Origin of the sequence: Streptomyces calidiresistens (genome assembly GCF_014141525.1) — a bacterium.
Lineage (GTDB): Bacteria > Actinomycetota > Actinomycetes > Streptomycetales > Streptomycetaceae > Streptomyces > Streptomyces calidiresistens.
In genome coordinates, this window is sequence record NZ_VKHS01000011.1 from 1 (window position 1) to 25,264 (window position 25,264).

Below are 25,264 nucleotides of genomic sequence, written 5' to 3' on the forward strand. Positions count from 1 at the left end.
CGGGAAACGGCGGGAGGGGCGGAACCGGTGACAACCGGTCCCGCCCCTCCCGCCGTTCGCGCCCGGCGCCACCGGGCCGGATCACCCGATGGTCGGGTTCTCCCGCCAGCGGCTGGTGATGGGCAGTCGGCGGTCCTTGCCGAAGCCCTTGCCGGAGATCTTGGTGCCCGGCGGGTACTGGCGCCGCTTGTACTCGGCGGCGTCCACCATCCGCAGCACCCGGGTCACCACCTCGGCGTCGAAGCCCTCGGCCACGATCTCCGCGCCGCCCATGTCCCGGTCCACGTACCGCTCCAGAACCGCGTCGAGGAGGTCGTAGTCGGGCAGCGAGTCGGCGTCCACCTGCCCCGGGCGCAGCTCGGCGCTGGGGGGCTTGACGATGGAGTTCTCCGGGATCGGCGGGGTTTCCCCGCGCCGCTCCGCCTCGGCGTTGCGCCACCGGGCGAGTCGGTAGACGGAGGTCTTGTAGACGTCCTTGATCGGGCCGTAGGCACCCACCGAGTCGCCGTAGAGGGTGGAATAGCCCACCGCCAGCTCGCTCTTGTTGCCCGGCGCCAGGACCAGGTGCCCCTCCTGGTTGGAGATGCCCATCAGCAGGGTGCCGCGCAGCCGCGCCTGGAGATTCTCCTCCGCCAGACCGGTCAGCTTCACCGCCTGCAGGTAGGCGTCGAACATCGGGACGATGGAGACGGTCCGGAAGTGCAGTCCGGTGCGCCGGGCCATCTCCGCCGCGTCGTGTCGCGAGCGGTCCGAGGAGTAGCGCGAGGGCATGGACACGCCGTGCACCTGTTCGGGACCCAGCGCGTCACAGGCGATGGCGGCGCACAGCGCGGAGTCGATGCCGCCGGACAGGCCGATCAGCACCGACCCGAACCCGTTCTTGGTGATGTAGCCGCGCAGGCCGGCGACGAGGGCACCGTACATCTCCGCCTCGTCGGAGAGCGGTTCGGCGACCCCGCCCGGGTACTCCGGCTCGTAGGCGGGCACCGGGTCGGCGGAGAGCGTCAGATGGTCGATCCGCATCCCGTCGGCGACCGTCCCGGAGGGCGGCTCGCCGGCGGCGGCCGGCAGCTCCAGATCCACCACCAGGCACTCGGTGGCGAACTGCGGCGCCCGCGCCACGACCTCGCCGTCGGCGTCGACCACGATGCTGTCGCCGTCGAAGACCAGGTCGTCCTGGGCGCCGGACAGGGCGAGGTAGGCCAGGGCGCAGCCGGCCTCGCGGGCGCGGCGGCGCACCAGGTCCAGGCGCGCGTCGTCCTTCTTCACCTCGTAGGGCGAGGCGTTGATCGACAGCAGCAGGCCCGCCCCGGCCTCCCGGGCGGCGGGCACCCGACCGCCGTCCTGCCACAGGTCCTCGCAGACGGCCAGGGCCACGTCCACCCCGCGCACCCGGACGACCGGCAGCGTGCGGCCGGGCACGAAGTAGCGGAACTCGTCGAAGACGCCGTAGTTCGGCAGGTGGTGCTTGGCGAAGGAGAGGGCGACCCGCCCGCCGTGCAGCACGGCGGCGGCGTTCTGCGGGGAGCCGGCCGGTCGACCGGGGCGCGGGTGGTCCTCCGTGCTGCGGTCCAGGTAGCCGACGACCACGGGCAGGTCGCCGAATCCCTCCCGGTCCAGACGCGCGGCCAGCTCCTCCAGCGCGGCCCGGCCGGCCTCGACGAAGGAGCGGCGCAGCGCCAGATCCTCCACCGGGTAACCGGTGAGCATCATCTCGGGGAAGGCGACCAGGTGGGCCCCGTGTTCGGCGGCCCGCCGGGTCATGCGGATCACCTCCTCGGCGTTGCCGGAGAGGTCACCGACGCAGGAGTCGGTCTGGTTCAGGGCGAGACGAAGCTGGGGCACGGACATGAGTCTACGCCCCTAATCGTCCAAGTGACGCTATCGGCCGAACGGCGGAGCCCCGGCGTGTCGCGCGGGGCTCACGACCCCTCCTCGGGGAAGGGCACCTCCCAGTGGATGCGGGTGCCCCCGCCCTCGGTCGTGCCCGGCTCCAGTCGCAGCGCGCCGCCCAGCAACTCGGCCCGCGAACGCATGTTCACCAGGCCGCCGCGCGGCTCGTTGTCGCCCAGGCCCACCCCGTCGTCGCTCACCGTCAACACGATCCGGTCCCGCACGCTCAGCGCCACGTCCACCCGACGGGCCCGGGCGTGCCGCAGCGTGTTGCTCAGCGCCTCGGCGAGGACCGCGAGCAGCTCGTCGGCGATGTCCGGGGGCACCCGGGCGTCCACCGCCCCCTCCACCCGCAGCGAGGGCGTGAACCCCAGGTGGCCGGCGACCTCGCCCACCGCCCGGGCCAGACGCCGGCGCAGCGAGGCCGGGTCCCCGCCGCCCTGTTCGGCGGTGCGCAGGGCGAAGATCGTGGAACGGATGATCTTGATGGTCTCGTCCAGGTCGTCCACCGCCCGACCCACCCGCTCGGCCGCCGCCGGGTGCTCGATCAGCGGGGCGGCGCTCTGCAGCGTCATGCCGGTGGCGAAGAGCCGCTGGATCGCCAGGTCGTGCAGGTCGCGGGCGATCCGGTCCCGGTCGTGCAGCAGCGCCAACTGCTCGGCCTCCGCCCGGTGCCGCCCCAGCTCCAGGGCGAGCGCCGCCTGGGCCGCGAAGTTGGACAGCAGCCCCACCTCCGTCTCGTCGAAGCGGGGACGCCCCGCCAGCCGGGTCAGTCGCAGCGCGCCGCCGTTCTCCTCCCGGGTGGGCATCGGCACCGCCACCGCCGGACCGTGGTCCTCCTCCACCCCCGGCGAGAGTCGCGCCCGGGGCTCGGAGCGCAGGTCCCCGGCGACCACCGGCTCGCCCGTGCGGGCCGCCACCACGGCCAGCGACTCGTCACCGGGCAGGGTGCTGCCCAGCAACCGCTCGGCGGGCTGTCCCTCGGCCACGGTGATCCGCAGCCGGTCGGTGTCCTCGGCGGGCATCAGCACACAGGCGGTGTCGGCCTCGGCCACATCCATGGCGGAGCGCGCGATCAGCCGCAACACCTCGTCGGAGGAGGAGCCCGACAGCAGACTCCGGTTGATCCCCGCCAGCGCCTCCAGCCACCGGGTGCGCCGCCGGCTCTCGTGGTACAACCGGGCGTTGTCGATCGCCACACCCGCCGCGACGGCCAACGTCCCCAGGACCGCCTCGTCCTCCTCGTCGAACTCCGCGCCGCCGCGCTTCTCCGACAGGTAGATGTTGCCGAACACCTCCTCGCGCACCCGGATCGGCACGCCCAGGAAGCTGTGCATCGGCGGGTGGTTCGGGGGGAAGCCGTGACTGGCCGGGTGCTCGGTCAGGTTCCGGAGCCGCAGCGGCTCCGGGCGCTGGATCAGCTCGCCGAGGATGCCCCGGCCACTGGGCAGTTCCCCGATCCGGGCGGCCTGCTCCGGGTCGAGCCCCACGTGCACGAACTGGTCCAGTTCGTGGCGCTCGCCGATCACCCCGAGCGCGCCGTACTCGGAATCGGTCAACGCCACGGCCGCCTCGATGATCCGGCGCAGCACCTGCTCCAGGTCCAGTTCGCGCCCCACGCTCAGCACCGCGTCCAGCAGGCTGTGCATGCGGTTCTGGGTGCCGCGCGCGGCGTCGAGACGGGATTGCAACTCGTCCAGCAGTTGGTCCAGGCGCAACTGCGGGGTGCTCGACGGCCGGCCGTTCCCACCCCTCCCCGGGCCGGGCTCCTCCCGGGCGGGGTCCCCGGGGGGCCCCGGGGCCGGTATCGTCCGCCGCTGTTCGGTTGCCTCGCGTTCTTCGCCGCCCGGCATTCGCCCTCCGCCGTGCTCGCAGTGATGTCCGTCCTCGCCGGGGCCATGATCCCATGGGTGGCTTTCCGGGTGGAGGGGTCGGGTCACGGAGCGCGGGATCCGTCGCCGGAGGGCCCCCGGGGCGCGCCGCACCCTCCGGGTCCCGGGGTGCGGGGGCCGAACGGCCCCCGCGCACGGCCTTGCCGGCCCCGGGCGATTCACCACGGACCGGGGCACCCTGCTGATACGGGGACCCGTTTTCGGCATCGGTGACCCCGAGGTGTGAGGGAGGCCGGTCATGAGCGACACCATTCACGGGACCGGGATTCGGGAGTACGACCCCGGTCCCGTCGGTCCCGTCACCGCGGACGTCCCCGGCGACGTTCCCCTCCGGCAGGAGGACACCGGGCCCCCGGGGGGCCGTGTGCTCGTCGGGGTGGACGGTTCCGAGCACTCGCTGCGCGCCCTGGAGATCGCCGCCGCCGACGCGGCCAGGCGAGGGGCCGTCCTGGAGGTGCTGTGCGGCTGGCCGTGGGACCGCGAGCCCGGCCCCGCCGGGCGTTCGGCCGAGAGCGGCCGGATGCGGTACCGCGCCACCCGCGCGGTGGTCGAGGAGGCGGCGAACCGCGCCCGCGCGCACCACCCGGGGCTGCGGGTGGTCTCCTCGCTCACCACGGAGTCGGCCCCGCGGGCCCTGGTGCACTTCGGGAGCAGTGCGGCCCTGACCGTGGTCGGCGCCCGGGGGTACGGCGGGTTCGCCGGTCTGCTCATCGGCTCGGTGAGCCTGCGGGTGGCCTCGCACACCGAGGGGCCCCTGCTGGTGGTGCGGCGCGAACCGCCCCGGCCGCACGGGCCGGTGCTGGTCGGCATCGAGTCCGAGGCGGACACCGACGCGGTGGCCTTCGGTTTCGAGGAGGCCCGGCGGCGTGGCGTTCCCCTGCGCCTGTTGCACGCGTGGCCGCACACCGAGGACGGGGACACCGCCGAGGAGGTGCCGCGGCTGGCCGCCGCGCCCTTCCGGGACGTCCACCCGGGCATCGTCGTCCAGCCGGTGCACGTCACCGGCAGGCCGGCTCCGGTCCTGGTGGAGGCCAGCCGCACGGCGTCGGTGCTGATCCTGGCCACCCACCGCCGGCCGCGCCGGCTCGGACTGCGGCTGGGACCGGTGACCCACGCCGTCCTGCAACACGCGCACTGCCCGGTGCTGTTGGTTCCGGTCGGCTGAGGGAGGCCGAAGGGACCGAAGCGGTCGAAGGGGTCGAAGGGGTCGAAGCGGTCGACGGGCGCGAAGGGGGCCGGGGGAGGGGCCTTCCGTCTCCTTTCGTCCCGCTGTCACCGTTCCCGACGCCCGCACCATTCACCCGATTCATTCGGTTCATTCCGTTCGCGGCATCCGTCCCGGTGTTCCGGTGGTTCGGGGGCCGGAACCGGCCGTTCGGTCCCGGCAGGGCCGACCGGCCCTGCCCCGCACGGCCCGGGCCGTGCGACAGTGGGGGCGTGAGGACGTGCGGCACCCCTCCCTCCGGAGATCCTCCGGAACGGGACCGCGCGGGCCGGCACGGGGACGAAGCGGGACCGGCGACAGGGACGGTGCGATGACGGAGACGACCACCGGTGGCGACCCGATCAGGGTTTTCCTCCTCGACGACCACGAGGTGGTGCGACGCGGTCTGCGCGACCTCCTCGGCGCGGCCCCCGGCCTGGAGGTGGTGGGCGAGGCGGCGACCGCGCGCGAGGCGTTGGCCCGGGTGCCCGCGGTGCGGCCGGACGTGGCCGTCCTGGACGTCCGCCTGGGCGGCGGCGACCCCGCCGGGGACCACGAGGGCATCGAGGTCTGCCGTGAACTGCGCGCCCGCATGCCGGAACTGGCCTGCCTCATCCTGACCTCCTTCGACGACGACGAGGCCCTGTTCGACGCGATCATGGCCGGTGCCGCCGGGTACGTGCTCAAGCAGATCAAGGGGTCCGACCTCATCGAGGCGGTGCGCACCGTCGCCGCCGGGCGTTCCATGCTCGACCCCGGCGCGACCGCCCGGGTGATGGCCCGTCTGCGCGAGCCCGAGGACGCCGACGTGCCGCCGGAGCTGGCCCGGCTCTCCCCGCGCGAGCGGGAGATCCTGGAGCTGGTGGGCGAGGGGTTGACCAACCGACAGATCGCGGGCCGGCTCTACCTCGCCGAGAAGACGGTGAAGAACCGCATCTCGGCCATCCTCGCCAAGCTCGGCGTGAGCCGCCGCATCCAGGCCGCCGTGATCGTCGAACGGATCCGCGAGCGCTCCTGACACCCCGGGCCCGCGCCCGATCATCCGTCGAACACCCCCACCCCGGTGGGGGTGTTCGACGTTTGCCGCTTCCCCGGTGGCCGGCGAACGCCCCGGCGGTTCCGTGGAGTTCACGAACCGTCCGGTCGCCGGACCCCCAATCGCTCCTGCCCGGGCGGAAAGCGCGCGGCTACGCTCCGCTCGGTCCGACCGCGGGTCGGCCGGCGCACACCGTCACCGCAGTCCCCCCCAACTCCCGGGGCCCGGCACCCCGGGTCCGCGGAGGCCCTCCGGGGCGTTCCGGGACGGTGGACGCCGCGCCGCCCGCAGGTCGTTCCGTTCCTTCCGTGCTCATCCCCGGTGCCCCGCCGCGCGGCGGGGCCGTCCTCCACAAGGAGCAGTCATGGAACGGCGTCATCTCCTGCGCGGCGCGGTCGTCGGCGCGGGCGCGGTGGCCTTCGGGTTCACCATGACCCGCGAGTCCTTCGGCTACCCGGCCCAGACCGGCCCGAGCCCCTACGGCGCGCTGCGGGCCGCGGACGCCAACGGCATCCAACTGCCGCAGGGCTTCACCAGCCGGATCGTCGCCCGCTCCTCCCAACTCGTCGCGGGCACCTCCCACCGCTGGCACGGTGCCCCCGACGGGGGCGCCTGCTTCGCCGACGGCAGCGGTTGGATCTACGTCTCCAACGCCGAACTCTCCAACGGCGCGGGCGGCGCGGGGGCGATCCGCTTCAACGCCAACGGCGGCATCACCGGCGCCTACTCCATCCTGTCGGGCACCAACCGCAACTGCGCGGGCGGTGCCACCCCGTGGAACACCTGGCTCTCCTGCGAGGAGGTGAGCCGCGGCTACGTCTACGAGACCGATCCGCGCGGGGTGAACGCGGCCGTCCGACGCCCCGCCATGGGCCGTTTCAACCACGAGGCCGCCGCCTGCGACCCCGACCGTCGGGTCATCTACCTCACGGAGGACGAGACCACCGGCGGCTTCTACCGCTTCATCCCCACCACCTGGGGCGACCTCTCCTCCGGCACCCTGCAGATCCTCACCCAGAACGGCAGCGCGCTGCGGTGGGTCACCGTCCCCGACCCCTCCGCCGCCTCCACCCTCACCCGCAACCAGGTGCCCGACACGCGGCGCTTCAACGGGGGCGAGGGCTGCTACTACCGCGGCAACATCTGTTTCTTCACCACCAAGGGCGACAACCGCGTGTGGGCGTACAACGCCGCCGCCAACACCCTGGACATCGTCTACGACGACAACCTGACCGCCAACCCGCCCCTGACCGGCGTGGACAACATCACCGGCACCCCCGTGGGGGACCTCTACGTCGCCGAGGACGGCGGCAACATGGAGATCTGCATCATCACCCCCGACGACGTGGTGGCCCCCTTCCTGCGGATCACGGGGCAGAACTCCTCGGAGATCTGCGGCCCGGCCTTCAACCCGGCCGGCAACCGTCTCTACTTCTCCTCCCAGCGCGGTACCAGCGGCTCCAGCAGCGGGGGCATCACCTACGAGGTGACCGGCCCCTTCCGCACCTCCCGCTGACCCCGTCACCCGTCACCCGTCACTCCTGGTCACCCCTCGTGGCCTCCCGTGGCTTCCCGTCGCCCGTCGGCTCCGCCGGCGGGCGACCCGCCCGGCCCCCGGACCCGCGCCTCCCGACGGGGCGGACGCCGGGCAGTACCGTGAGGGGACGTGCCCCGTCCGACGGTCGGACGCGCGTGCGCAACGCCCCCGAAACGGTGTGGTGGAATGCTCCCGTGGCCCGGACGGTTTCCGTGCCCCGGAAGCGGGCGGCCTGACCAGCGAGGATTGGGTGGAGATGGACAAGCAGCAGGAATTCGTGCTCCGCACGCTGGAAGAGCGCGACATCCGGTTCGTCCGGTTGTGGTTCACCGATGTGCTGGGCTTCCTGAAGTCGGTGGCCGTCGCCCCCGCCGAGTTGGAGCAGGCGTTCGAGGAGGGCATCGGTTTCGACGGGTCCGCGATCGAGGGCTTCGCCCGGGTCCACGAGTCCGACATGATCGCCAAGCCCGCTCCCGGCACCTTCCAGATCCTCCCCTGGCGGGCCGAGGCCCCCGGCACGGCCAGGATGTTCTGCGACATCCTCATGCCGGACGGCTCGCCCTCCTACGCCGACCCCCGGTACGTGCTCAAGCGCATCCTCGCCCGCACCTCCGACCTCGGGTTCACCTTCTACACCCACCCCGAGATCGAGTTCTTCCTCCTCAAGGAGAAGCCCACCGACGGCCGGGCCCCGGTCCCCGCCGACTCCTCCGGCTACTTCGACCACACCCCGCAGCACGTGGGCATGGACTTCCGCCGCCAGGCCATCACCATGCTGGAGTCCATGGGCATCTCGGTGGAGTTCTCCCACCACGAGGGCGCCCCCGGCCAGCAGGAGATCGACCTGCGCTACGCCGACGCGCTGACCACCGCCGACAACATCATGACCTTCCGGCTGGTGATGAAGCAGGTCGCGCTCGAACAGGGCGTGCAGGCCACCTTCATGCCCAAGCCGTTCTCCGAGTACCCCGGCTCGGGCATGCACACCCACCTCTCGCTCTTCGAGGGCGACCGCAACGCCTTCCACGAGACCGGCGCCGAGTACCAGCTCTCGAAGGTGGGCCGCTCCTTCATCGCGGGTCTGCTCCGGCACGCCGCCGAGATCTCCGCCGTCACCAACCAGTGGGTCAACTCCTACAAGCGGATCTGGGGCGGGGCCAACCGCCCGGCCGGCGCCGGTGGCGAGGCACCCTCCTACATCTGCTGGGGCCACAACAACCGCTCCGCGCTCATCCGGGTGCCGATGTACAAGCCCGGCAAGACCGGCTCCACCCGGGTCGAGGTCCGGTCCCTGGACTCAGGCGCCAACCCCTACCTGGCCTACGCCGTGCTGCTCGCGGCCGGTCTGGAGGGCATCGAGAAGGGGTACGAGCTGCCGCACGGCGCCGAGGACGACGTGTGGGCCCTCACCGACGCCGAGCGCCGCGCGCTGGGCATCGACCCGCTGCCGCAGAACCTCGGCGAGGCCATCGAGCTGATGCAGCGCAGCGAACTGGTCGCCGAGACCCTGGGCGAGCACGTCTTCGACTTCTTCCTGCGCAACAAGAAGCAGGAGTGGGAGGAGTACCGCTCCGAGGTCACCCCCTTCGAACTGCGCAAGAACCTCCCGGTGCTCTGAGGGGGCGCCCCCGGCACCCCGCCCGGGGCGGGGTGCCGGGGGCGTCGAGGAGCACGGCGGGAACGGGACGACGGGGAGGGGCAACGAGGCGTCGTCGCCCCGACGGCGCGGGCACCACGGGCACACACCCCACGCGAGCAAGGAGTACCACCGTGTCGCAGGGCGGGCGACGGGACAGCCGGTTCGGGCAACTGCTGCGCCGGGGGTTCACCGACCCCACCGGTGCCGTCCGGCTCCTGGACACCATCGAACCCCGGGCCATCGGGGGCGGTGACACCGTCCTGCTCGACGGGCTGGGCGCCACCGCCGATCCCGATCTGGCGCTCCGTTCCCTGGCGCGCATCGTCGAGGCGCAGCCACCGGAGCGGCGGGCGGTCCTGGTGGACACCGTGCTGTCCGCCAAGCCCCTGCGGGATCGGCTGCTCGCCGTCCTGGGCGCCTCCGAGGCGCTCGGCGACCACCTGGCCCGGCACCCCGGCGAGTGGGAGGCCCTGGCGGCCTTCCGGAGCGCCGCCGAGCTGCACCCCGACATCGGCGATTTCGAGGCGGCCCTGGCCGGTGCCCGGGACGCCGACGGCCTGCGTCTGGCCTACCGCCGGGCGCTGCTGCTCATCGCGGCCCGGGACATGAGCGGCACCAACGGCTTCGCGGAGGCCGCCGCCGAACTCGCCGACCTGGCCGGCGCCACCCTGCGGGTCGCCCTGCGGATCGCCGGGGAGGAGGCCCCCGAGGACGCCGCGCGGTGCCGTCTGGCGGTCATCGGCATGGGCAAGTGCGGCGGGCGCGAGCTGAACTACGTCTCCGACGTGGACGTGATCTTCGTCGCCGAACCCCCCGAGGGCGTGGAGGAGCACGTCGCCCTGCAGGCGGCGACCCGCCTGGCCGGTCGGATGATGCGACTGTGCTCGGACACCACCGCCGAGGGCACCATCTGGCCGGTGGACCCCAACCTCCGCCCCGAGGGCCGCAACGGCCCACTGGTGCGCACCCTCAACAGCCACCTGGCCTATTACCGGCGCTGGGCGAAGACCTGGGAGTTCCAGGCCCTGCTCAAGGCCCGCCCGGTCGCCGGCGACGCCGAGCTGGGCGCCGCCTACCACGCGGCGATCGCCCCCCTGGTCTGGGAGGCCGCCGCCCGCGAGAACTTCGTCCCCGACGTGCAGCGGATGCGCCGCCGGGTGGAGGAGTCCATCCCCGCCGGGCAACTGGAACGCGAGCTGAAGCTGGGGCCGGGCGGTCTGCGGGACGTGGAGTTCGCCGTCCAGCTCCTGCAACTGGTCCACGGCCGCGGCGATCCCGAGCTGCGCAGCCCCACCACCCTGGACGCCCTGGCCGCGCTGGCGGCGGGCGGATACGTCGGGCGTCGCGACGCCGCGGACCTGGACGCCTCCTACCGCTTCCTGCGCACCGTCGAGCACCGCATCCAGCTCTTCCGCCTGCGCCGCACCCACCTGATGCCGGAGGAGGAGAGCGAGCTGCGCCGCCTCGGTCGCTCGCTCGGCCTGACCCGCGACCCGGTCGCGGAGCTGAACACCGTCTGGCGCCGGCACGCCGCGGTGGTCCGGAAGCTGCACGAGAAGCTGTTCTACCGGCCCCTGCTGGACGCGGTCGCCCGCCTGGAGGCCGGCGCCGCCCGGCTCGGTCCCGAGGCGGCGGGGGAGCGCCTGGTGGCCCTCGGCTACGCCGATCCCGGCGCCGCCCTGCGCCACCTGCGGGCCCTCGCCTCGGGGGTGAGCCGCAAGGCCGCCATCCAGCGCACCCTGCTGCCGGTCCTGCTGGACCGCTTCGCGGACGCCGCCGACCCCGATTCCGGGCTGCTCAACTTCCGCAAGGTCTCCGACGCCCTCGGCGACACCCCCTGGTACCTGCGGCTGCTGCGGGACGAGGGCACCGCGGCGGAGAACCTCGCCCGGGTGCTCTCGGCCGGCCGCTTCGCCCCCGATCTGCTGCTGCGCGCCCCCGAGGCGGTGGCGCTGCTCGGCGGCGAGGAGACCCTGGCGCCGCGCGGCCTGGCGAGCCTGGAGCAGGAGGTGATGGCCGCGGTCGGGCGGCACTCCGACCCGGAGAGCGCCGTCACCGCCGTGCGCGGGGTGCGCCGTCGGGAGCTGTTCCGGACCGCGGCGGCCGACGTCATCGAGGCCTACGCCGCCGCTCCCTCCGTCCCCCGCGAGGAGGAGAGCGGCTCCGCCGACACCGCCCGGCCGGGCGGGTCGGTCGGATCGGCCCCGGCCGACCCGCAGGACACCCCCTCCGTCCCGGGCGCGGCGGACCCCGAGCGCTTCGACCGGATCGGTCGGGCCCTGGCCGACATCACCGCCGTCACCGTCGCCGGCGCCCTGCGCGCGGCGGTGCGGGCCCACGGCGGGGAGGCGGAACCCCCGGTGCGCCTGGCGGTCGTGGGCATGGGGCGGTTCGGCGGGGGCGAGGCCGCCTACGGCTCCGACGCGGACGTGATCTTCGTGTACGAGGCCCGGGAGGGCGTCCCGGAGGAGGAGGCGGGGAAGGCGGCCTTCGCCGTCGTCAACGAGATGCGGCGGCTGCTGCAGATCCCGGCCACCGACCCCCCGCTGCTCGTCGACGCCGACCTGCGACCCGAGGGCCGCACCGGGCCCCTGGTCCGCTCCCTGTCCTCCTACGCGGCGTACTACCGCCGCTGGTCCGTCGCCTGGGAGAGCCAGGCCCTGCTGCGGGCGGCCCCGGTGGCCGGGGACATCGACCTCGGGCGTCGCTTCGTCGGGCTGATCGACCCGTTGCGCTATCCGGAGGGCGGTCCCGACGCGGACGCGATCCGCGAGATCCGCCGCCTGAAGGCGCGCATGGAGTCCGAGCGGTTGCCGCGCGGGGCGGACCCCACGCTGCACGCCAAGCTCGGCCGGGGCGGGTTGTCGGACGTCGAGTGGACGGTACAACTGCTGCAGCTGCGGCACGCCGCCCGGCTGCCGGAGCTGCGGACCACCTCCACCCGGCCCGCGCTGGTCGCCGCCCACCGGGCGGGGCTGCTGACCGACGAGGAGGCCCGGGTGCTCCAGGAGGCCTGGCTGCTCGCGGGGCGGGTGCGCAACGCCGTCATGCTGGTGCGCGGCCGGCCCGGCGACACCTTCCCCACCGAGAGCCGGGAGCTGGGAGCGGTCGCCCGCTACCTGGGATACCCGCCGGGCCACGCCGGTGAACTCCTCGACGACTACCGGCGCACCACCCGACGGGCCCGGACCGTGGTGGAGGACCTCTTCTACGGCGGTTGACCCCGGGGTCCCGCCCCCCGCCCCGGTCCGCGGCGGGTCAGACCGCCGGCGGTCGCGGCGAGGGGGTCGGACCGACCTCCAGCGGCAGGCGGGGGCGCACCCCGACCGTGCCGGGCCGGTCGACGGTCCGGTTCGGGTGGGGCGGGTCGCGGTCCTCGGAGCCGGACTCCCCCTCCCCGTGGGGCGCGGCGTTCGCTCCCGGGTCCGGGTCCTCCACCGGGCCGGGGGCGGCACCGGCGGTCCGGGCACCCCGGGGGGCGTCGGCGGGTCCCCCGGTACCGCCGGGCGTCCCGCCCCCCGTGTGGGTGGGGGTGTCGTGGCCCACCGGTTCGCGCGGCAGCCGGTAGCACAGCCGTCCGAACCACAGGCCGGAGACCAGGAAGCCGAAGGCCAGGCAGATCACCCCGCCCACCGCGTCCAGCCAGAAGTGGTTGGCGGTCGCCACGATCACGAAGAGCGTGGCCACCGGGTACAGGGCCCCCAGCAGCCGCACCCACCGCCGCCGGGCCAGCATCACCAGGGTGATCCCGCACCACACCGACCAGCCGATGTGCATGGAGGGCATCGCCGCGTACTGGTTCGAGACGGTCTGCATGCTCTCCGAGGAGAGCGAGCCCCAGGTGTTGTGCACCAGCCCGGTGTCGATGAAGTCCATTCCCTCCATCAGCCGCGGCGGGGCGAGCGGGAAGAAGTAGTAGCCGACCAGGGCCACCGCGGTGGTGGCGAAGAGCACCAGGCGGGTCGCCCCGTAGCGGCCCGGATGGCTGCGGAACAGCCAGACGAGCACGCCGATGGTCACGAGGAAGTGCAGGGTGGCGTAGAAGTAGTTCACGCCGGTGATCAGCCAGGTGATCTCGTTGACGGCGTGGTTGACGGCTCGCTCGAAGGCCAACCCCATGGCCTGCTGGATGTCCCAGATCAGCTCGGCGTTCCGCTGGGCGACGACCTCCTGATCGGGGACCGCGTTGCGGATCATCGAGTAGACCGAGTAGCTCACCGCGATGAGCAGCAACTCGAACCACAGGCGCGGGCGTCGCGGGACACGCAGGCGGGCGAACGGCCGACCGCCTCCGGCCGGGTGCTCACCGTGCCCCTTGCCCACGACCTCCGTGTTCACCCGCTGGTCTTCCTTCACGCCGACAACTCCGACAACCGTGTCCCCCATGGGAACTCAGTCTGCCAGAGCCGGGAGGGCCGCCGATCATCCCCGGGAACGGTCTTCGGCCGGGCTCGTCCTCCCCGCGACGGAGACACCCCCCGGGGCGGCGGCGGTGGATCCCCTGACCACCAGTTCGGGGAGGAAGACGAATTCGCTGTGCGGGGCGGGGGTGCCGCCGATCTCCTCCAGCAGGGCGCGCACCGCGGCCTGGCCCATCGCCGGCACCGGCTGTCGGATGGTGGTCAGCGGCGGGTCGGTGAAGGCGATCAGCGGTGAGTCGTCGAAGCCGATGACCGAGACGTCCCGCGGCACGGTCAGGCCGCGCCCGCGCGCCGCCCGGATGGCGCCCAGGGCCATCATGTCGCTGGCGCAGATCACGGCCGTGCAGCCGCGGTCCAGCAGTGCCGAGGTGGCCGCCTGGCCTCCCTCCAGGGTGTAGAGGGAGTGCTGGATGAGTTCCCGGCTCCCCTCCGCGTCCGTTCCCACCTCGTCCGCCATGGCGCGGACGAAGCCCTCGATCTTGCGCTGCACCGGCACGAACCGGACCGGCCCCAGCGCCAGCCCGATGCGGCGGTGGCCCAGGGACGCCAGGTGCGCGACCGCCAGCCCCATGGCGGCGCGGTCGTCGGGGGAGACGAAGGGGGCCCGGACCTCGGGGGAGAAGCCGTTGACGAGTACGAACGGCACGCCGTGGCCGCGCAGGCGCTCGTAGCGCTCCATGTCGGCGGTGGTGTCGGCGTGCAGGCCGGAGACGAAGATGATGCCCGCCACGCCGCGCTCCACGAGCATGCCGGTGAGTTCGTCCTCGGTGGATCCCCCGGGGGTCTGGGTGGCCAGCACCGGGGTGTAGCCCTGCCGGGTCAACGCCTGGGCGATGACCTGGGCGAAGGCCGGGAATATGGGGTTCTCCAGTTCGGGGATGATCAGGCCCACCAGACCCGCGCTGCGCTGTCGCAGCCGGGCCGGTCGCTCGTAGCCGAGCAGGTCCAGCGCGGCCAGCACGGCTTCGCGGGTGCCTGCGGCCACCCCCGGTTTGCCGTTCAGGACTCGGCTGACCGTGGCCTCGCTGACCCCCGCCTGGGCTGCGATGTCGGCAAGCCGTGCGGTCACGAAATCGGACTGTACCGGTCACCGGGGGCGCTGCCCACCATGAGACGGTGATTCTTCGGGAATCACCCGGAATGTGCGTGCCGCCGGGCGTGTCCCGGCGGGGACACGCCCGGCACCCGTCTCCCCGTCTCCCCGGGGCCGACGGGGGGACGGGGCGGTCATCCGCCGTCGGTGCCCGCCGTGACCACGCCGTGGTCGGTCAGCAGGTCCTCCTGCCAGGCCAGGGCGGTGGCCGCCAGGCCCTCGGCGGGCGTGGTCCCCCCGCGCAGCACGTCCGTGTAGACCTCCTGCAGGTCGGCGAACATCCGGGACCCCTCCGGCAGCGGGACGCGCGGCACCGCCTTGGTGTGCGCGAAGTAGAAGGCGTTGCGCACCGGGTCGGCCAGCACCGCGTCGCTGTAGGCGGCCTTGCGGGTCGGCAGCAGCCCCAGTTCCAGGGCGGCCTTCTCCTGCTGCTCGGCGGCGGTCATGAAGGAGACGAAGAGGTGGGCGGCGTCGGGGCTCCGGGTGCCCGCCGAGACCACCAGGTTGTGGCCGCCGGTGGGGGAGCCGGCGGTGCCGCCGCTGCCGGCGGGCACCGGGGCGATGCCGAGGTTGTCCCCGCCGGCGAAGACGGAGGAGTCGAGGAGGTCGGCCACCGCCCAGGGCCCGTTGATCATCATGGCGGCGTCACCCCGCTTGAAGGCGCCCTGCATGGCCCCGTAGGCGTCCTCCCCGGGGGGTACCGGCGCGGCGCCGGACTCGACCAGGGAGGCGGCGGCGGAGAGGCCTCGCACCGCCGCGGGGCCCGCCACGGTGATGGTCCGGGCGTCCGGGTCGATCAGGTCGGTGTCCTCGCCGTACAGGAAGGGCAGCGCGAAGTACCCGTCGGTGTTCAGCACGATCCCCTCGGCGTCGGTCGCCCCGGCGACGGCCAGGCCGTACTCCTCCACCTCCGACCAGTACCGGGGCGGCCGGGTCAGGCCCGCCCGCTCGAAGAGTTCCCTGTTGTACATCAGCGCCAGGGTGTCGGTGACCTGCGGGACCCCGTACACGGCGTCCCCGAACAGGACGCTCTCCACGGCGGTCTCCAGGAACTCCCCGGGGTCCGGCTCGGCCGGGGTGCCGGTGAGGTCGGCCAACAGGTCGCCCGCCACCATGTTCGCGGTCCACCCCACGTCCGCCCGCAGCACGTCGGGGGCCGTGCCGGCCCCGACCGCGTCCAGGTACCGTCGCTCGGCCTCGAAGAAGGGCACGTTGACGTAGTCGACGTCGATGCCGGGATGCTCCCGCTCGAAGGCGGCCACGAGCTGGTTGAACAGCGGGGCCTCGGTCTCGTTGGAGGTGTCCCAGAAGGTGATCGATCCGGTGACGGCCTCCGCCCCCGCGTCGTCGTCGCCGGTGCCGCAGGCCGCGAGGGGGAGGAGCGTCACGGCCGCCACCAGGAGCGCCGCCCCCGCCGGCACGCCCCGGGCCCGTCTCCTCCTCCGGGGCCCGGCGGGGACCCCCGCACCGTCCGCCGCCCCCGTGTGATCCACGTCGTTCACGCCGCCTCCCGCGTCCTCGCCCCACTGTGCGCCGGTCGAGATCCTTCCCCGAACCGCTTCCGGCCTGTAAGTACTTGCAGCAACCGCCGGCGGTGCCGAGGGGGGCGTCTTTCGGCCGCTCCGACCCTCCCGGTGCGGAGGAGCGCGATGCCGCCGACCGGCCGTTACCGGTTCGTCATACGGGCTCCGCGGGGGTTCGCGGCGGTTCCGGGGCCCGCGTTCGTCACCGTGGCGATGGCCGGGAAACGTAGCAGCAACGGCTGCGGAGCGGAACCCCGCCGACACGATGCGCCGATCGCTTGCAGAAAATTGCCGCAAGGTCTTTCCAAAAGATTGCCCCGCTGTTACGTTCCTGCTCGGCCCGGCGCCGCGGAGTAGCGACGCGAGGGGTGCCGGCGCACCCGGAACACCCGGAAGAGGGCATAACGCTGAGAAGGAGTTCACATGCGGCGCAGCATAGGGACAACGGCGGTCATCGCGGCCCTGGCGCTTGCGGCAACGGCTTGCGGTGGCGGTGACGACGGGGACAACGGTTCCGACGGCGCCGGTTCGGGTTCCGGTGGCGACGGTCTCTCCGGCACCGTCACCTTCTGGGACACCTCCAACGAGACCGAGGCCGAGGTCTTCCGGGCGGTCGCCGAGGAGTTCTCGGAGCTGCACCCCGACGTCACCGTCGACTACGTCAACATCGGCTGGGACGGCGCGCAGGACCGGTTCAAGAACGCCGCCGGCGCCAACGAGGCCCCGGACGTGATGCGCACCGAGGTCGCCTGGGTCTCCGACTTCGCCAACCTCGGCTACCTCGCCCCGCTGGACGACACCCCGGCCGTCGAGGACCGGGAGGACTTCCTGGAGCAGGCCTGGGCCAGCACCCAGTTCAACGACACCACCTACGCCGTGCCGCAGGTGATCGACACCCTGGCGCTCTTCTACAACAAGGAGCTGCTGGACGCCGCCGGCGTCGAGGTGCCCGAGACCCTCGATGACATCAAGGCCTCCACCGAGGCCTTCACCGGGGAGGGCCTGGAGGCCCCCTTCTACCTGCGCGGTGACGACGCCTACTGGTTCCTGCCCTTCATCTACGGCGAGGGCGGCGACCTGGTGGACGCCGACAGCGAGACCGTCACCATCGACGACGCCTCCGGCGTGGCGGCCTTCGAGGCCGTGCAGGACCTGCTCGACTCCGGCGCCGCCATCACCGACACCACCGACGGGTGGCAGAACATGATGGGCGCCTTCGGCGAGGGCTCCGTCGCCATGATGATCAACGGCCCGTGGGCGATCAACGACGCCCGCGACGCCATCGGCGAGGAGAACCTGGGCGTCGCCCCGGTCCCGGCCGGCGGCTCCTCCCAGGGCGCCCCGCAGGGCGGCTGGAACTACGGCGTCTACGCCGGCTCCGCCAACCTCGACGCCTCCTACGAGTTCGTCGCCTACATGGCCTCCGCCGAGGTCCAGCAGCGCATCACCGAGGAGCTGAGCCTCCTGCCGACCCGCTCCTCGGTCTACGAGGTGGACTCGGTGGCGGGCAACGAGATGGTCGAGTTCTTCGCCCCGGCCGTCGAGGTCGCGCACGAGCGCGCCTGGATCCCCGAGGCCAACTCCCTGTTCGACCCGCTGCGCGAGGAGGTCGAGGCCATGCTGCTGGGCCGCGCCGACGCCGAGGAGACCGCCAACGCCATCGGCGACCGCTACCGCGACCTGCTCGACTGGCAGTGAGTTCACGGTGAGTCGACGGTTGGAAGCCGAAGAGACGAGGGGCTGACCGACACATGGCCGGCACGAGCAGCCGGTCGGCGGTGACGACGGCCGGGGGCACCGGGAACGGTGCCCCCGGCCGGGGCCGCACGACCGGGAGGAACGGGAAGCAGGGGCCCCCGCCCCCGCCCGGACGGTTCCGCAGGGCACTGTCCACCCACTGGTACGCCTGGACGATGATCGCCCCGGTGGTCACGGTGATCACGGTGATCATCGGCTGGCCCCTGGTCCGCGGCGTCTACCTGACCTTCACCAACGCCAACGAGGCGAACGTGGAGCGACGGATCGGCGTCAACACCATCGAGGCGACCTACGAGTTCGTCGGACTGGAGAACTACCTCTCCGTCCTGGGCGGTGCCCAGTTCTGGGACCGGCTGACCTGGACGGTGGTGTGGACGGTCTCCTGCGTGGCGATCACCTTCACCATCGGCCTGGTCCTGGCGAACATGCTCAACCGGCGGGTGCGCGGCCGGGCGATCTACCGCATGGCGCTGATCCTCCCGTGGGCGATCCCCGCCTTCGTCTCCATCTTCGCCTGGCGGATGCTGTTCAACGAGCGCAACGGCATCCTCAACGCCGCGCTGGAGGGCGGCGGACTGAGCGCGATGACCTGGCTGACCGACCCGTTCTGGGCCAAGGTCTCGGTGATCGCGGTCAACGTCTGGCTGGGCGTGCCCTTCATGCTCATCGCCATGCTCGGTGCCCTGCAGTCCATCCCCGCCGAGCAGTACGAGGCGGCGGAGATGGACGGCGCCAACGCCTGGCAGCGGTTCTGGAACATCACGCTGCCCGGCGTGCGCTCGGTCAGCTCCACGGTGGTCCTGCTCAGCTGCATCTGGACCTTCAACATGTTCCCGGTGATCTTCCTGCTCACCGGCGGCGGCCCCGCCGGCTCCACCGACATCCTGGTCACCGAGGCGTTCAAGCTCGCCTTCCAGCGCAGCCCGCGGGACTTCGCCGAGTCCGCCACGTGGGGCGTGCTCATCCTGCTGCTGCTGGTGGCCTTCGCCCTGGCCTACCGCCGGGTGCTCCGCAAGCAGGGAGAGGTGTGGTGACCATGGACACCCGCGACACCCGGAACACCACCGGTGACACCGGCACGGCCCCCGCCCGGGACGCCGACGGCGTTCCCCCCACCGGCGGCGACGCCGCCCCGGCCGTCACCGCGGCCACCGGCACCCCCGCCCCCGGCGGGGCGGCCGGCGCCGGGACCCCGCCCGCCGACGGACGCGCCCGGCGCGTGCGGCGGCGCGGCGAGCGCGGCCCGCTGGCCTCCTTCGGCCTGCACGCGGGCCTGTTGGTGGCGGCGTTCATCGCGCTCTTCCCGCCGTTCTGGCTGTTGGTGACCTCCTTCAAGCCCCGGCAGGAGACGTTCTCGCTCACCCTGTTCGCCGGCTTCACGTGGGAGAACTACGACCACGTCATCAACAACACCGCCTTCCTCACCTGGTTCGGGAACTCGGTCTTCATCGTGACCCTGACCACGGTGCTGGGGGTGTTCATCTCCTCGACCACCGGGTACGCGCTGAGTCGGTTCAGGTTCCCCGGCATGCGGTCGTTGATGTGGACCCTCCTGCTCACCCAGATGTTCCCGATGGCGGTGCTGATCGTGCCGCTGTACAACCTCATGGCCCGCTACGGCCTGCTCAACCAGCCGGTGGGCCTGATCGTCACCTACCTGACGATCGCGGTGCCGTTCTGCGCCTGGATGATGAAGGGCTTCTTCGACTCCATCCCGGTCGCGATCGACGAGTCGGGACGCGTCGACGGGCTCAGCCCCTTCGGCACCTTCTGGCGGCTGATCCTGCCGCTGGCCAAGCCCGGCCTCGCGGTGACGGCCTTCTACAGCTTCGTCACCGGGTGGGCGGAGGTCGCCTACGCGACCGCCTTCATGACCGGGGAACGCAACCTCACCCTCGCGGGTGGTTTGCAGACCTTCGTCAACCAGCACACCCAGGATTGGCATTACATGACCGCCGCCGCGGTCCTCATCGCGGTGCCCGCCGCACTGGTCTTCGGGTACGCCCAGAGGCACCTGCAGGCCGGGCTCACCGCGGGAGCGACCAAGGCGTGACCCGTCCGTCCGCGCGGTCCGGCCGGACGGGGGCGATCGACCCGCTCCGATCGACCCGGCCCGACCGCGCGGACGCCGACCGGACCCACCGGGCTCCGGCCGTCCCCCCGACACACCACAGGGATGACATGACCCAGCACCTCGCCGACCGCACCCGGCCCGCAGGCGCGCCCGCCGAGGCCCCGACCGTGACCGACGACCGCGCGGACTGGTGGCGCGGCGCCGTCATCTACCAGGTCTATCCGCGTTCCTTCGCCGACGGCAACGGCGACGGCATGGGCGACCTGCCCGGTGTCCGTGCCCGCCTGCCGTACCTGGCCGAACTCGGCGTGGACGCCGTGTGGCTCAGCCCCTTCTACGCCTCCCCCCAGGCCGACGCCGGGTACGACGTCGCCGACTACCGCGCCATCGACCCGATGTTCGGCGACCTGCACGACGCCGACGCGCTGATCCGCGACGCGCACGACCTGGGTCTGCGGGTGATCGTCGACCTGGTCCCCAACCACTCCTCCGACCGGCACGAGTGGTTCAAGCGCGCCCTGCGCGAGGGCCCCGGCTCGCCGCTGCGCGAGCGCTACCACTTCCGTCCGGGCAAGGGGGAGAACGGCGAACTGCCCCCCAACGACTGGGAGTCGATCTTCGGCGGCCCCGCCTGGACCCGCTCCCTCAACCCGGACGGCACGCCCGGCGAGTGGTACCTGCACCTGTTCGCCCCCGAGCAGCCGGACTTCAACTGGGACAGCCCGGCCGTGCGCGACGAGTTCCGCTCGGTCCTGCGGTTCTGGCTCGACATGGGCGTGGACGGCTTCCGCATCGACGTCGCCCACGGCATGGTGAAGGCGCCCGGCCTGCCCGACATGGGCTCCGCCGGCCAGCTCAAGCTGCTGGGCAACCAGCAGCTGCCCTTCTTCGACCAGGACGGCGTCCACGAGATCTACCGCTCCTGGCGCGAGATCCTCGACGAGTACCCGGGGCAGCGCATCGGGGTCGCCGAGGCATGGACCCCCAGCGAGGACCGCACCGCGCTCTACCTGCGCCCCGACGAGCTGCACCAGGCGTTCAACTTCCACTACCTGATGACCGGGTGGGACGCCGCCGACCTGCGGCGCGTGATCAACTCCTCGCTGGACTCGATGCGGCCCGTCGGCGCCCCCACCACCTGGGTGCTCTCCAACCACGACGTGGTGCGCCACCGCACCCGCCTGGGCGGCGGTCTGCGGCGGGCCCGCGCCGCCACCCTGCTGATGCTGGCGCTGCCCGGCTCCGCCTACATCTACCAGGGCGAGGAACTCGGCCTTCCCGAGGTCACCGACCTGCCCGACGAGGTGCGTCAGGACCCCTCCTTCTTCAAGGACAACGGTCAGGACGGGCTGCGCGACGGCTGTCGGGTGCCGATGCCCTGGTCCCGGCGGGGCGAGTCGCTCGGTTTCGGCGAGGGCGGCAGCTGGTTGCCCCAGCCCGCCGACTGGGCCGAGCTGTCGGTGGAGGAGCAGACCGGCGACCCCACCTCCACCCTGGAGATGTACCGCAGCGCGCTGGCGATCCGCCGGGAGCACCCCGCGCTCGGCGCCGGTGACGGCGTGGAGTGGCTGGACGCCCCCGCCGAGGTGCTGGCCTTCCGCCGCACCACCTCCATCGGCCGCTCGGTGATCTGCGTGGTCAACACCGGCACCACTCCCGCCGAACTCGCCGGAATCCTGCCGGAGAACGCCGAACTCCTCATCTCCAACGAGGACTTCGACGGCACCGGTCCGCTGCCCGGGGACACCGCCGGCTGGTGGGCCGCATGACGGAGGTGCAGGCGGCCCCCGCCCGGCTCGCCGACATCGCCCATCAGGCCGCGGTCAGCGAGGCCACGGTCAGCAGGGTGCTGAACGGCAAGACGGGCGTGGCCGCCGGCACCCGGCAACGGGTGCTCGCCGCGCTGGACGTCCTCGGTTACGAGCGTCCGGTGCGGCTGCGCCGGCGCAGCGCCGGCCTGGTGGGGTTGGTCATCCCCGAGCTGACCAATCCGATCTTCCCGGCGTTCGCCCAGGTCATCGAGCAGGCACTCGCCGGCCACGGCTACACGCCGGTGCTGTGCACCCAGTCCCCCGGCGGGGCCACCGAGGACGAGTTGGTGGAACAGCTCGTCGAGCGCGGGGTGACCGGCATCATCTTCCTGTCCGGGTTGCACGCCGACACCAGCGCCGACCCCTCCCGCTACACCCGCCTCGCGGGACGGGGGGTCCCGTTCGTCCTGATCAACGGCTACAACCCGCGGATCGGCGCCCCCTTCGTCTCGCCGGACGACGCGGCCGCCACCCGCATGGCGGTGGCGCACCTGCGGGAGGTGGGTCACCGCCGGATCGGCCTGGCGGTGGGGCCGGAGCGCTTCGTGCCGGTGCGGCGCAAGCGCGAGGGGTTCCTCGCCGCCCTCGGGCTCACCGAGGCCGAGGCGACGGCGGCGGGTCTGGTGCAGCACACCCTGTTCAGCGTGGAGGGCGGACAGGCCGCCGCGGCGGCGCTGTTGGACGCCGGGTGCACCGGCGTGGTCTGCGGCAGCGACATGATGGCGCTGGGGGCGATCCGCGCCGTGCGCGGCCGGGGTCTGGACGTCCCCGGCGACGTCTCGGTGGTGGGGTACGACGACTCCGACCTGTTCGCGTTCACCGACCCGCCGTTGACCACCTTGCGCCAGCCGGTGCGGGCGATGGCCGCCGCGGCGGTCAACTCGTTGCTGGAGGAGATCGGCGGGAACCCCGTGCACCACACCGAGTTCGTCTTCCAACCCGAGCTGGTGGTGCGGGGTTCGACGGCCCAACCCCCCTCGGGCCTGGTCCTCGACGGACACGGCGCCCCCTGAGGTTCGCCGTCGGCACCGGCCGGAGGGGCCGGCGGCGCACCGGGCCCCGGTGCGGAACCGAACGGTTCCGCACCGGGGCCCCGCTCATTGGTCGGTGGGCCGTCCCGACCTCCCGGCGTGCCGATACGCCCCCGGCCCGGTCCACGACCCCCGAGGGGATCGTGGACCGGGCCGGGGGCACGGTGCGGAGGTGCCGGGGTGGCCGGCCCACGCCGCTGTCGGCGTGCCGGTGGGGGAGCCCCGGGCCTGGCACCCGGTCGGTCGGGCGCGTGGGGCCGTGGCCGGCCCCCGACCGACCGGGGGTGACGCGAGGTTAACAGCCCGCAAGCTCTTGCGAAAGAGGTTGCGTTCGAAGGACGCGGGCATTACCGGGTTGTGTCAGGGGTCTTGACCGGGTTACCGGTGCGTTCTACGGTCTCCCCTGCAAGAGATTGCCGCAAGGTTCAACCACTTGCAGCAAGAGCCTTTCACGGCTCAACGGCCTTCCGGGCATGGCGCGTTGCCTTCCGGCCGCACGGACGCCCCGGCGCGGGGACAGCGTCGGGACGGCACCCCCCTCACCTCAACGTGGAGGACCCATGTCCGAAAGAGGCGTCAGGAGAGCCGTGCGCACCGCCCTGGTCGGGTTGGCGGCGGCCGCCACCGCCGCGGTGACGCTCGGCGCCCCCACCGCCCAGGCCGCACCGCCCGGGAACAAGGACGTCACCGCCGTCCTGTTCTCCTGGAACTTCAACTCCATCGCCCGCGAGTGCACCGAGCGACTCGGTCCCGCCGGCTACGGCTTCGTGCAGGTCTCGCCGCCCCAGGAGCACATCCAGGGCTCCGCGTGGTGGACCCAGTACCAGCCCGTCAGCTACGACATCTCCGGCCGGCTCGGCAACGAGCAGCAGTTCCGCTCGATGGTCAACACCTGCAACAACGCGGGTGTCGGCGTCATCGTGGACGCGGTCATCAACCACATGTCCGCCGGCTCGGGCACCGGCACCGGCGGTACCTCCTACACCAAGTACAACTATCCGGGCCTGTACGGCAGCAACGACTTCAGTTCCTGCCGCGAGGACATCCGGGGCAGCGACTACACCAACGACCGCTGGCGGGTCCAGAACTGCGAGCTGGTCGGCCTCGCCGACCTGAACACCGGCAGCGCCTACGTCCAGCAGCAGATCGCCGACTACATGAACCGCCTCCTGGGTTGGGGTGTCGCCGGCTTCCGGGTGGACGCCGTCAAGCACATCCCGGCCCGGCACATGGAACAGATCCGCGCCCGGGTCAACGGCGGCGACGTCTTCTGGAACCAGGAGGTCATCTACGGCGCCGGCGAGGCGATCACGCCCGAGGAGTACCTCGACGCCGGTCACGTGCAGGAGTTCCGCTACGCGTTCGACCTCAAGCGGATGTTCCAGGGCGACCGGATCGCCAATCTGCAGAACTTCGGCGAGTCCTGGGGCTACATGCCCTCCAACCGCTCCGGCGTCTTCGTCGACAACCACGACACCGAGCGCAACGGTTCCACCCTCAGCTACAAGGACAACGCCACCTACACCCTGGCCAACGTCTTCATGCTGGCCTGGCCCTACGGCAGCCCGGACGTGCACTCCGGTTACGAGTTCAGCAACTTCGACGCCGGCCCGCCCAACAACGGCAACGTGACCGCCTGCTACCAGAGCGGGTGGAAATGCCAGCACGCCTGGCAGGAGATCTCCTCCATGGTGGGCTTCCGCAACGCCACCCGGGGGCAGGCCGTCACCAACTGGTGGTCCAACGGCAACAACGCCATCGCCTTCGGCCGGGGCAACCGCGGCTACGTGGTGATCAACCACGAGAACACCACGCTGAACCGGACCTTCCAGACCTCCCTGCCGGCCGGTGACTACTGCAACGTGCAGAACAACACCCGGGTCACCGTCAACGGCAGCGGTCAGTTCACCGCGAGCCTCGGGGCCCGCACCGCCCTCGCCCTGCACGTCGACGCCCGCAACTGCACCGGCGGCGGCACCGGGGGCACCGGGGGCACCGGGGGAGGCGAGGACCCGGTGACCGGCGGCGCCTCCTTCGGGGTCGACGCCACCACGCAGATGGGCCAGAACATCCACGTCGCGGGCAACATCCCGCAGCTGGGCAACTGGAACACCGCCAACGCCCCCCGCATGAGCGCCGACACCTACCCCATCTGGCGACTGGAACTGGACCTGCCCCCGGGCACCACCTTCCAGTACAAGTACGTCCGCAGGGACGCCAACGGCAACGTGACCTGGGAATCCGGGAACAACCGCACCGCCACCGTGCCGTCCTCCGGCCGGATGACGCTCAACGACACCTGGCGCAACTGACCCGCCGCCCCCGCGCCTCCGCCCTCTTCTCCCGGGGTTC

At 72.7% G+C, this 25,264-nt stretch carries 15 protein-coding genes and 1 pseudogene; 11 read left to right on the forward strand and 5 right to left on the reverse strand.

The annotated features are described in order from the left end of the window. Positions 1–81 precede the first annotated feature (81 nt). Together FOE67_RS01260 and FOE67_RS01265 are read right to left on the reverse strand one after the other, a co-directional pair. Positions 82–1,845, reverse strand: coding sequence for an NAD+ synthase (locus tag FOE67_RS01260; RefSeq protein WP_182659863.1), 1,764 nt, complete (start codon positions 1,843–1,845; stop codon positions 82–84). 77 nt (positions 1,846–1,922) lie between these two features. Continuing rightward, a complete protein-coding gene (locus tag FOE67_RS01265) occupies positions 1,923–3,746 on the reverse strand; it encodes a GAF domain-containing sensor histidine kinase (protein WP_228473439.1) in 1,824 nt (607 codons plus the stop codon). A gap of 277 nt (positions 3,747–4,023) precedes the next feature. On the opposite strand from FOE67_RS01265, the gene FOE67_RS01270 reads away from it, so the two are divergent. The 5 genes from FOE67_RS01270 to FOE67_RS01290 all read left to right on the forward strand — a co-directional run bounded on the left by FOE67_RS01270 (position 4,024) and on the right by FOE67_RS01290 (position 12,422). Continuing rightward, complete coding sequence (locus tag FOE67_RS01270) at positions 4,024–4,950, forward strand: universal stress protein (RefSeq protein WP_182659864.1); 927 nt, start codon at positions 4,024–4,026, stop codon at positions 4,948–4,950. A gap of 370 nt (positions 4,951–5,320) precedes the next feature. Continuing rightward, complete coding sequence (locus FOE67_RS01275) at positions 5,321–6,007, forward strand: response regulator (protein WP_182659865.1); 687 nt, start codon at positions 5,321–5,323, stop codon at positions 6,005–6,007. 382 nt (positions 6,008–6,389) lie between these two features. Beyond that, complete coding sequence (locus FOE67_RS01280; protein WP_182659866.1) at positions 6,390–7,541, forward strand: alkaline phosphatase PhoX; 1,152 nt, start codon at positions 6,390–6,392, stop codon at positions 7,539–7,541. A gap of 277 nt (positions 7,542–7,818) precedes the next feature. After that, positions 7,819–9,180: a gamma-glutamylpolyamine synthetase GlnA2 gene (gene glnA2, locus FOE67_RS01285; RefSeq protein WP_182659867.1), complete on the forward strand. Its 1,362-nt coding sequence runs from the start codon at positions 7,819–7,821 to the stop codon at positions 9,178–9,180. A gap of 152 nt (positions 9,181–9,332) precedes the next feature. After that, positions 9,333–12,422: a bifunctional [glutamine synthetase] adenylyltransferase/[glutamine synthetase]-adenylyl-L-tyrosine phosphorylase gene (locus tag FOE67_RS01290; RefSeq protein WP_182659868.1), complete on the forward strand. Its 3,090-nt coding sequence runs from the start codon at positions 9,333–9,335 to the stop codon at positions 12,420–12,422. 331 nt (positions 12,423–12,753) lie between these two features. Here the strand turns inward: FOE67_RS01290 and FOE67_RS01295 are convergent. The 3 genes and pseudogenes from FOE67_RS01295 to FOE67_RS01305 form a co-directional block, all read right to left on the reverse strand. Continuing rightward, positions 12,754–13,587 (reverse strand): annotated as a pseudogene (locus FOE67_RS01295) (phosphatase PAP2 family protein); the annotation flags it as partial. 36 nt (positions 13,588–13,623) lie between these two features. Beyond that, positions 13,624–14,691, reverse strand: coding sequence for a LacI family DNA-binding transcriptional regulator (locus tag FOE67_RS01300; RefSeq protein ID WP_182659870.1), 1,068 nt, complete (start codon positions 14,689–14,691; stop codon positions 13,624–13,626). Positions 14,692–14,849: 158 nt separating this feature from the next. After that, positions 14,850–16,217 carry an extracellular solute-binding protein gene (locus FOE67_RS01305; RefSeq protein ID WP_182659871.1) on the reverse strand — a complete coding sequence of 456 codons (1,368 nt, stop codon included), beginning with the start codon at positions 16,215–16,217 and terminating at the stop codon, positions 14,850–14,852. 444 nt (positions 16,218–16,661) lie between these two features. On the opposite strand from FOE67_RS01305, the gene FOE67_RS01310 reads away from it, so the two are divergent. The 6 genes from FOE67_RS01310 to FOE67_RS01335 all read left to right on the forward strand — a co-directional run bounded on the left by FOE67_RS01310 (position 16,662) and on the right by FOE67_RS01335 (position 25,224). Continuing rightward, entirely contained in the window at positions 16,662–17,936 is a 1,275-nt protein-coding gene (locus FOE67_RS01310) for an extracellular solute-binding protein (protein WP_182659872.1), read from the forward strand. A gap of 53 nt (positions 17,937–17,989) precedes the next feature. Further along, a complete protein-coding gene (locus FOE67_RS01315; RefSeq protein WP_182659873.1) occupies positions 17,990–19,030 on the forward strand; it encodes a carbohydrate ABC transporter permease in 1,041 nt (346 codons plus the stop codon). A 2-nt stretch (positions 19,031–19,032) separates the two neighbouring features. Then, positions 19,033–20,049: a sugar ABC transporter permease gene (locus FOE67_RS01320; protein ID WP_228473443.1), complete on the forward strand. Its 1,017-nt coding sequence runs from the start codon at positions 19,033–19,035 to the stop codon at positions 20,047–20,049. A gap of 128 nt (positions 20,050–20,177) precedes the next feature. Then, positions 20,178–21,839, forward strand: a complete 1,662-nt coding sequence (locus FOE67_RS01325) for a glycoside hydrolase family 13 protein (RefSeq protein ID WP_182659874.1) — start codon at positions 20,178–20,180, stop codon at positions 21,837–21,839. After that, complete coding sequence (locus FOE67_RS01330; protein WP_182659875.1) at positions 21,836–22,894, forward strand: LacI family DNA-binding transcriptional regulator; 1,059 nt, start codon at positions 21,836–21,838, stop codon at positions 22,892–22,894. The genes FOE67_RS01325 and FOE67_RS01330 overlap by 4 nt, the downstream gene beginning before the upstream one ends. Before the next feature lie 578 nt (positions 22,895–23,472). Beyond that, entirely contained in the window at positions 23,473–25,224 is a 1,752-nt protein-coding gene (locus FOE67_RS01335; RefSeq protein ID WP_182659876.1) for a carbohydrate-binding module family 20 domain-containing protein, read from the forward strand. Positions 25,225–25,264: the final 40 nt, after the last annotated feature.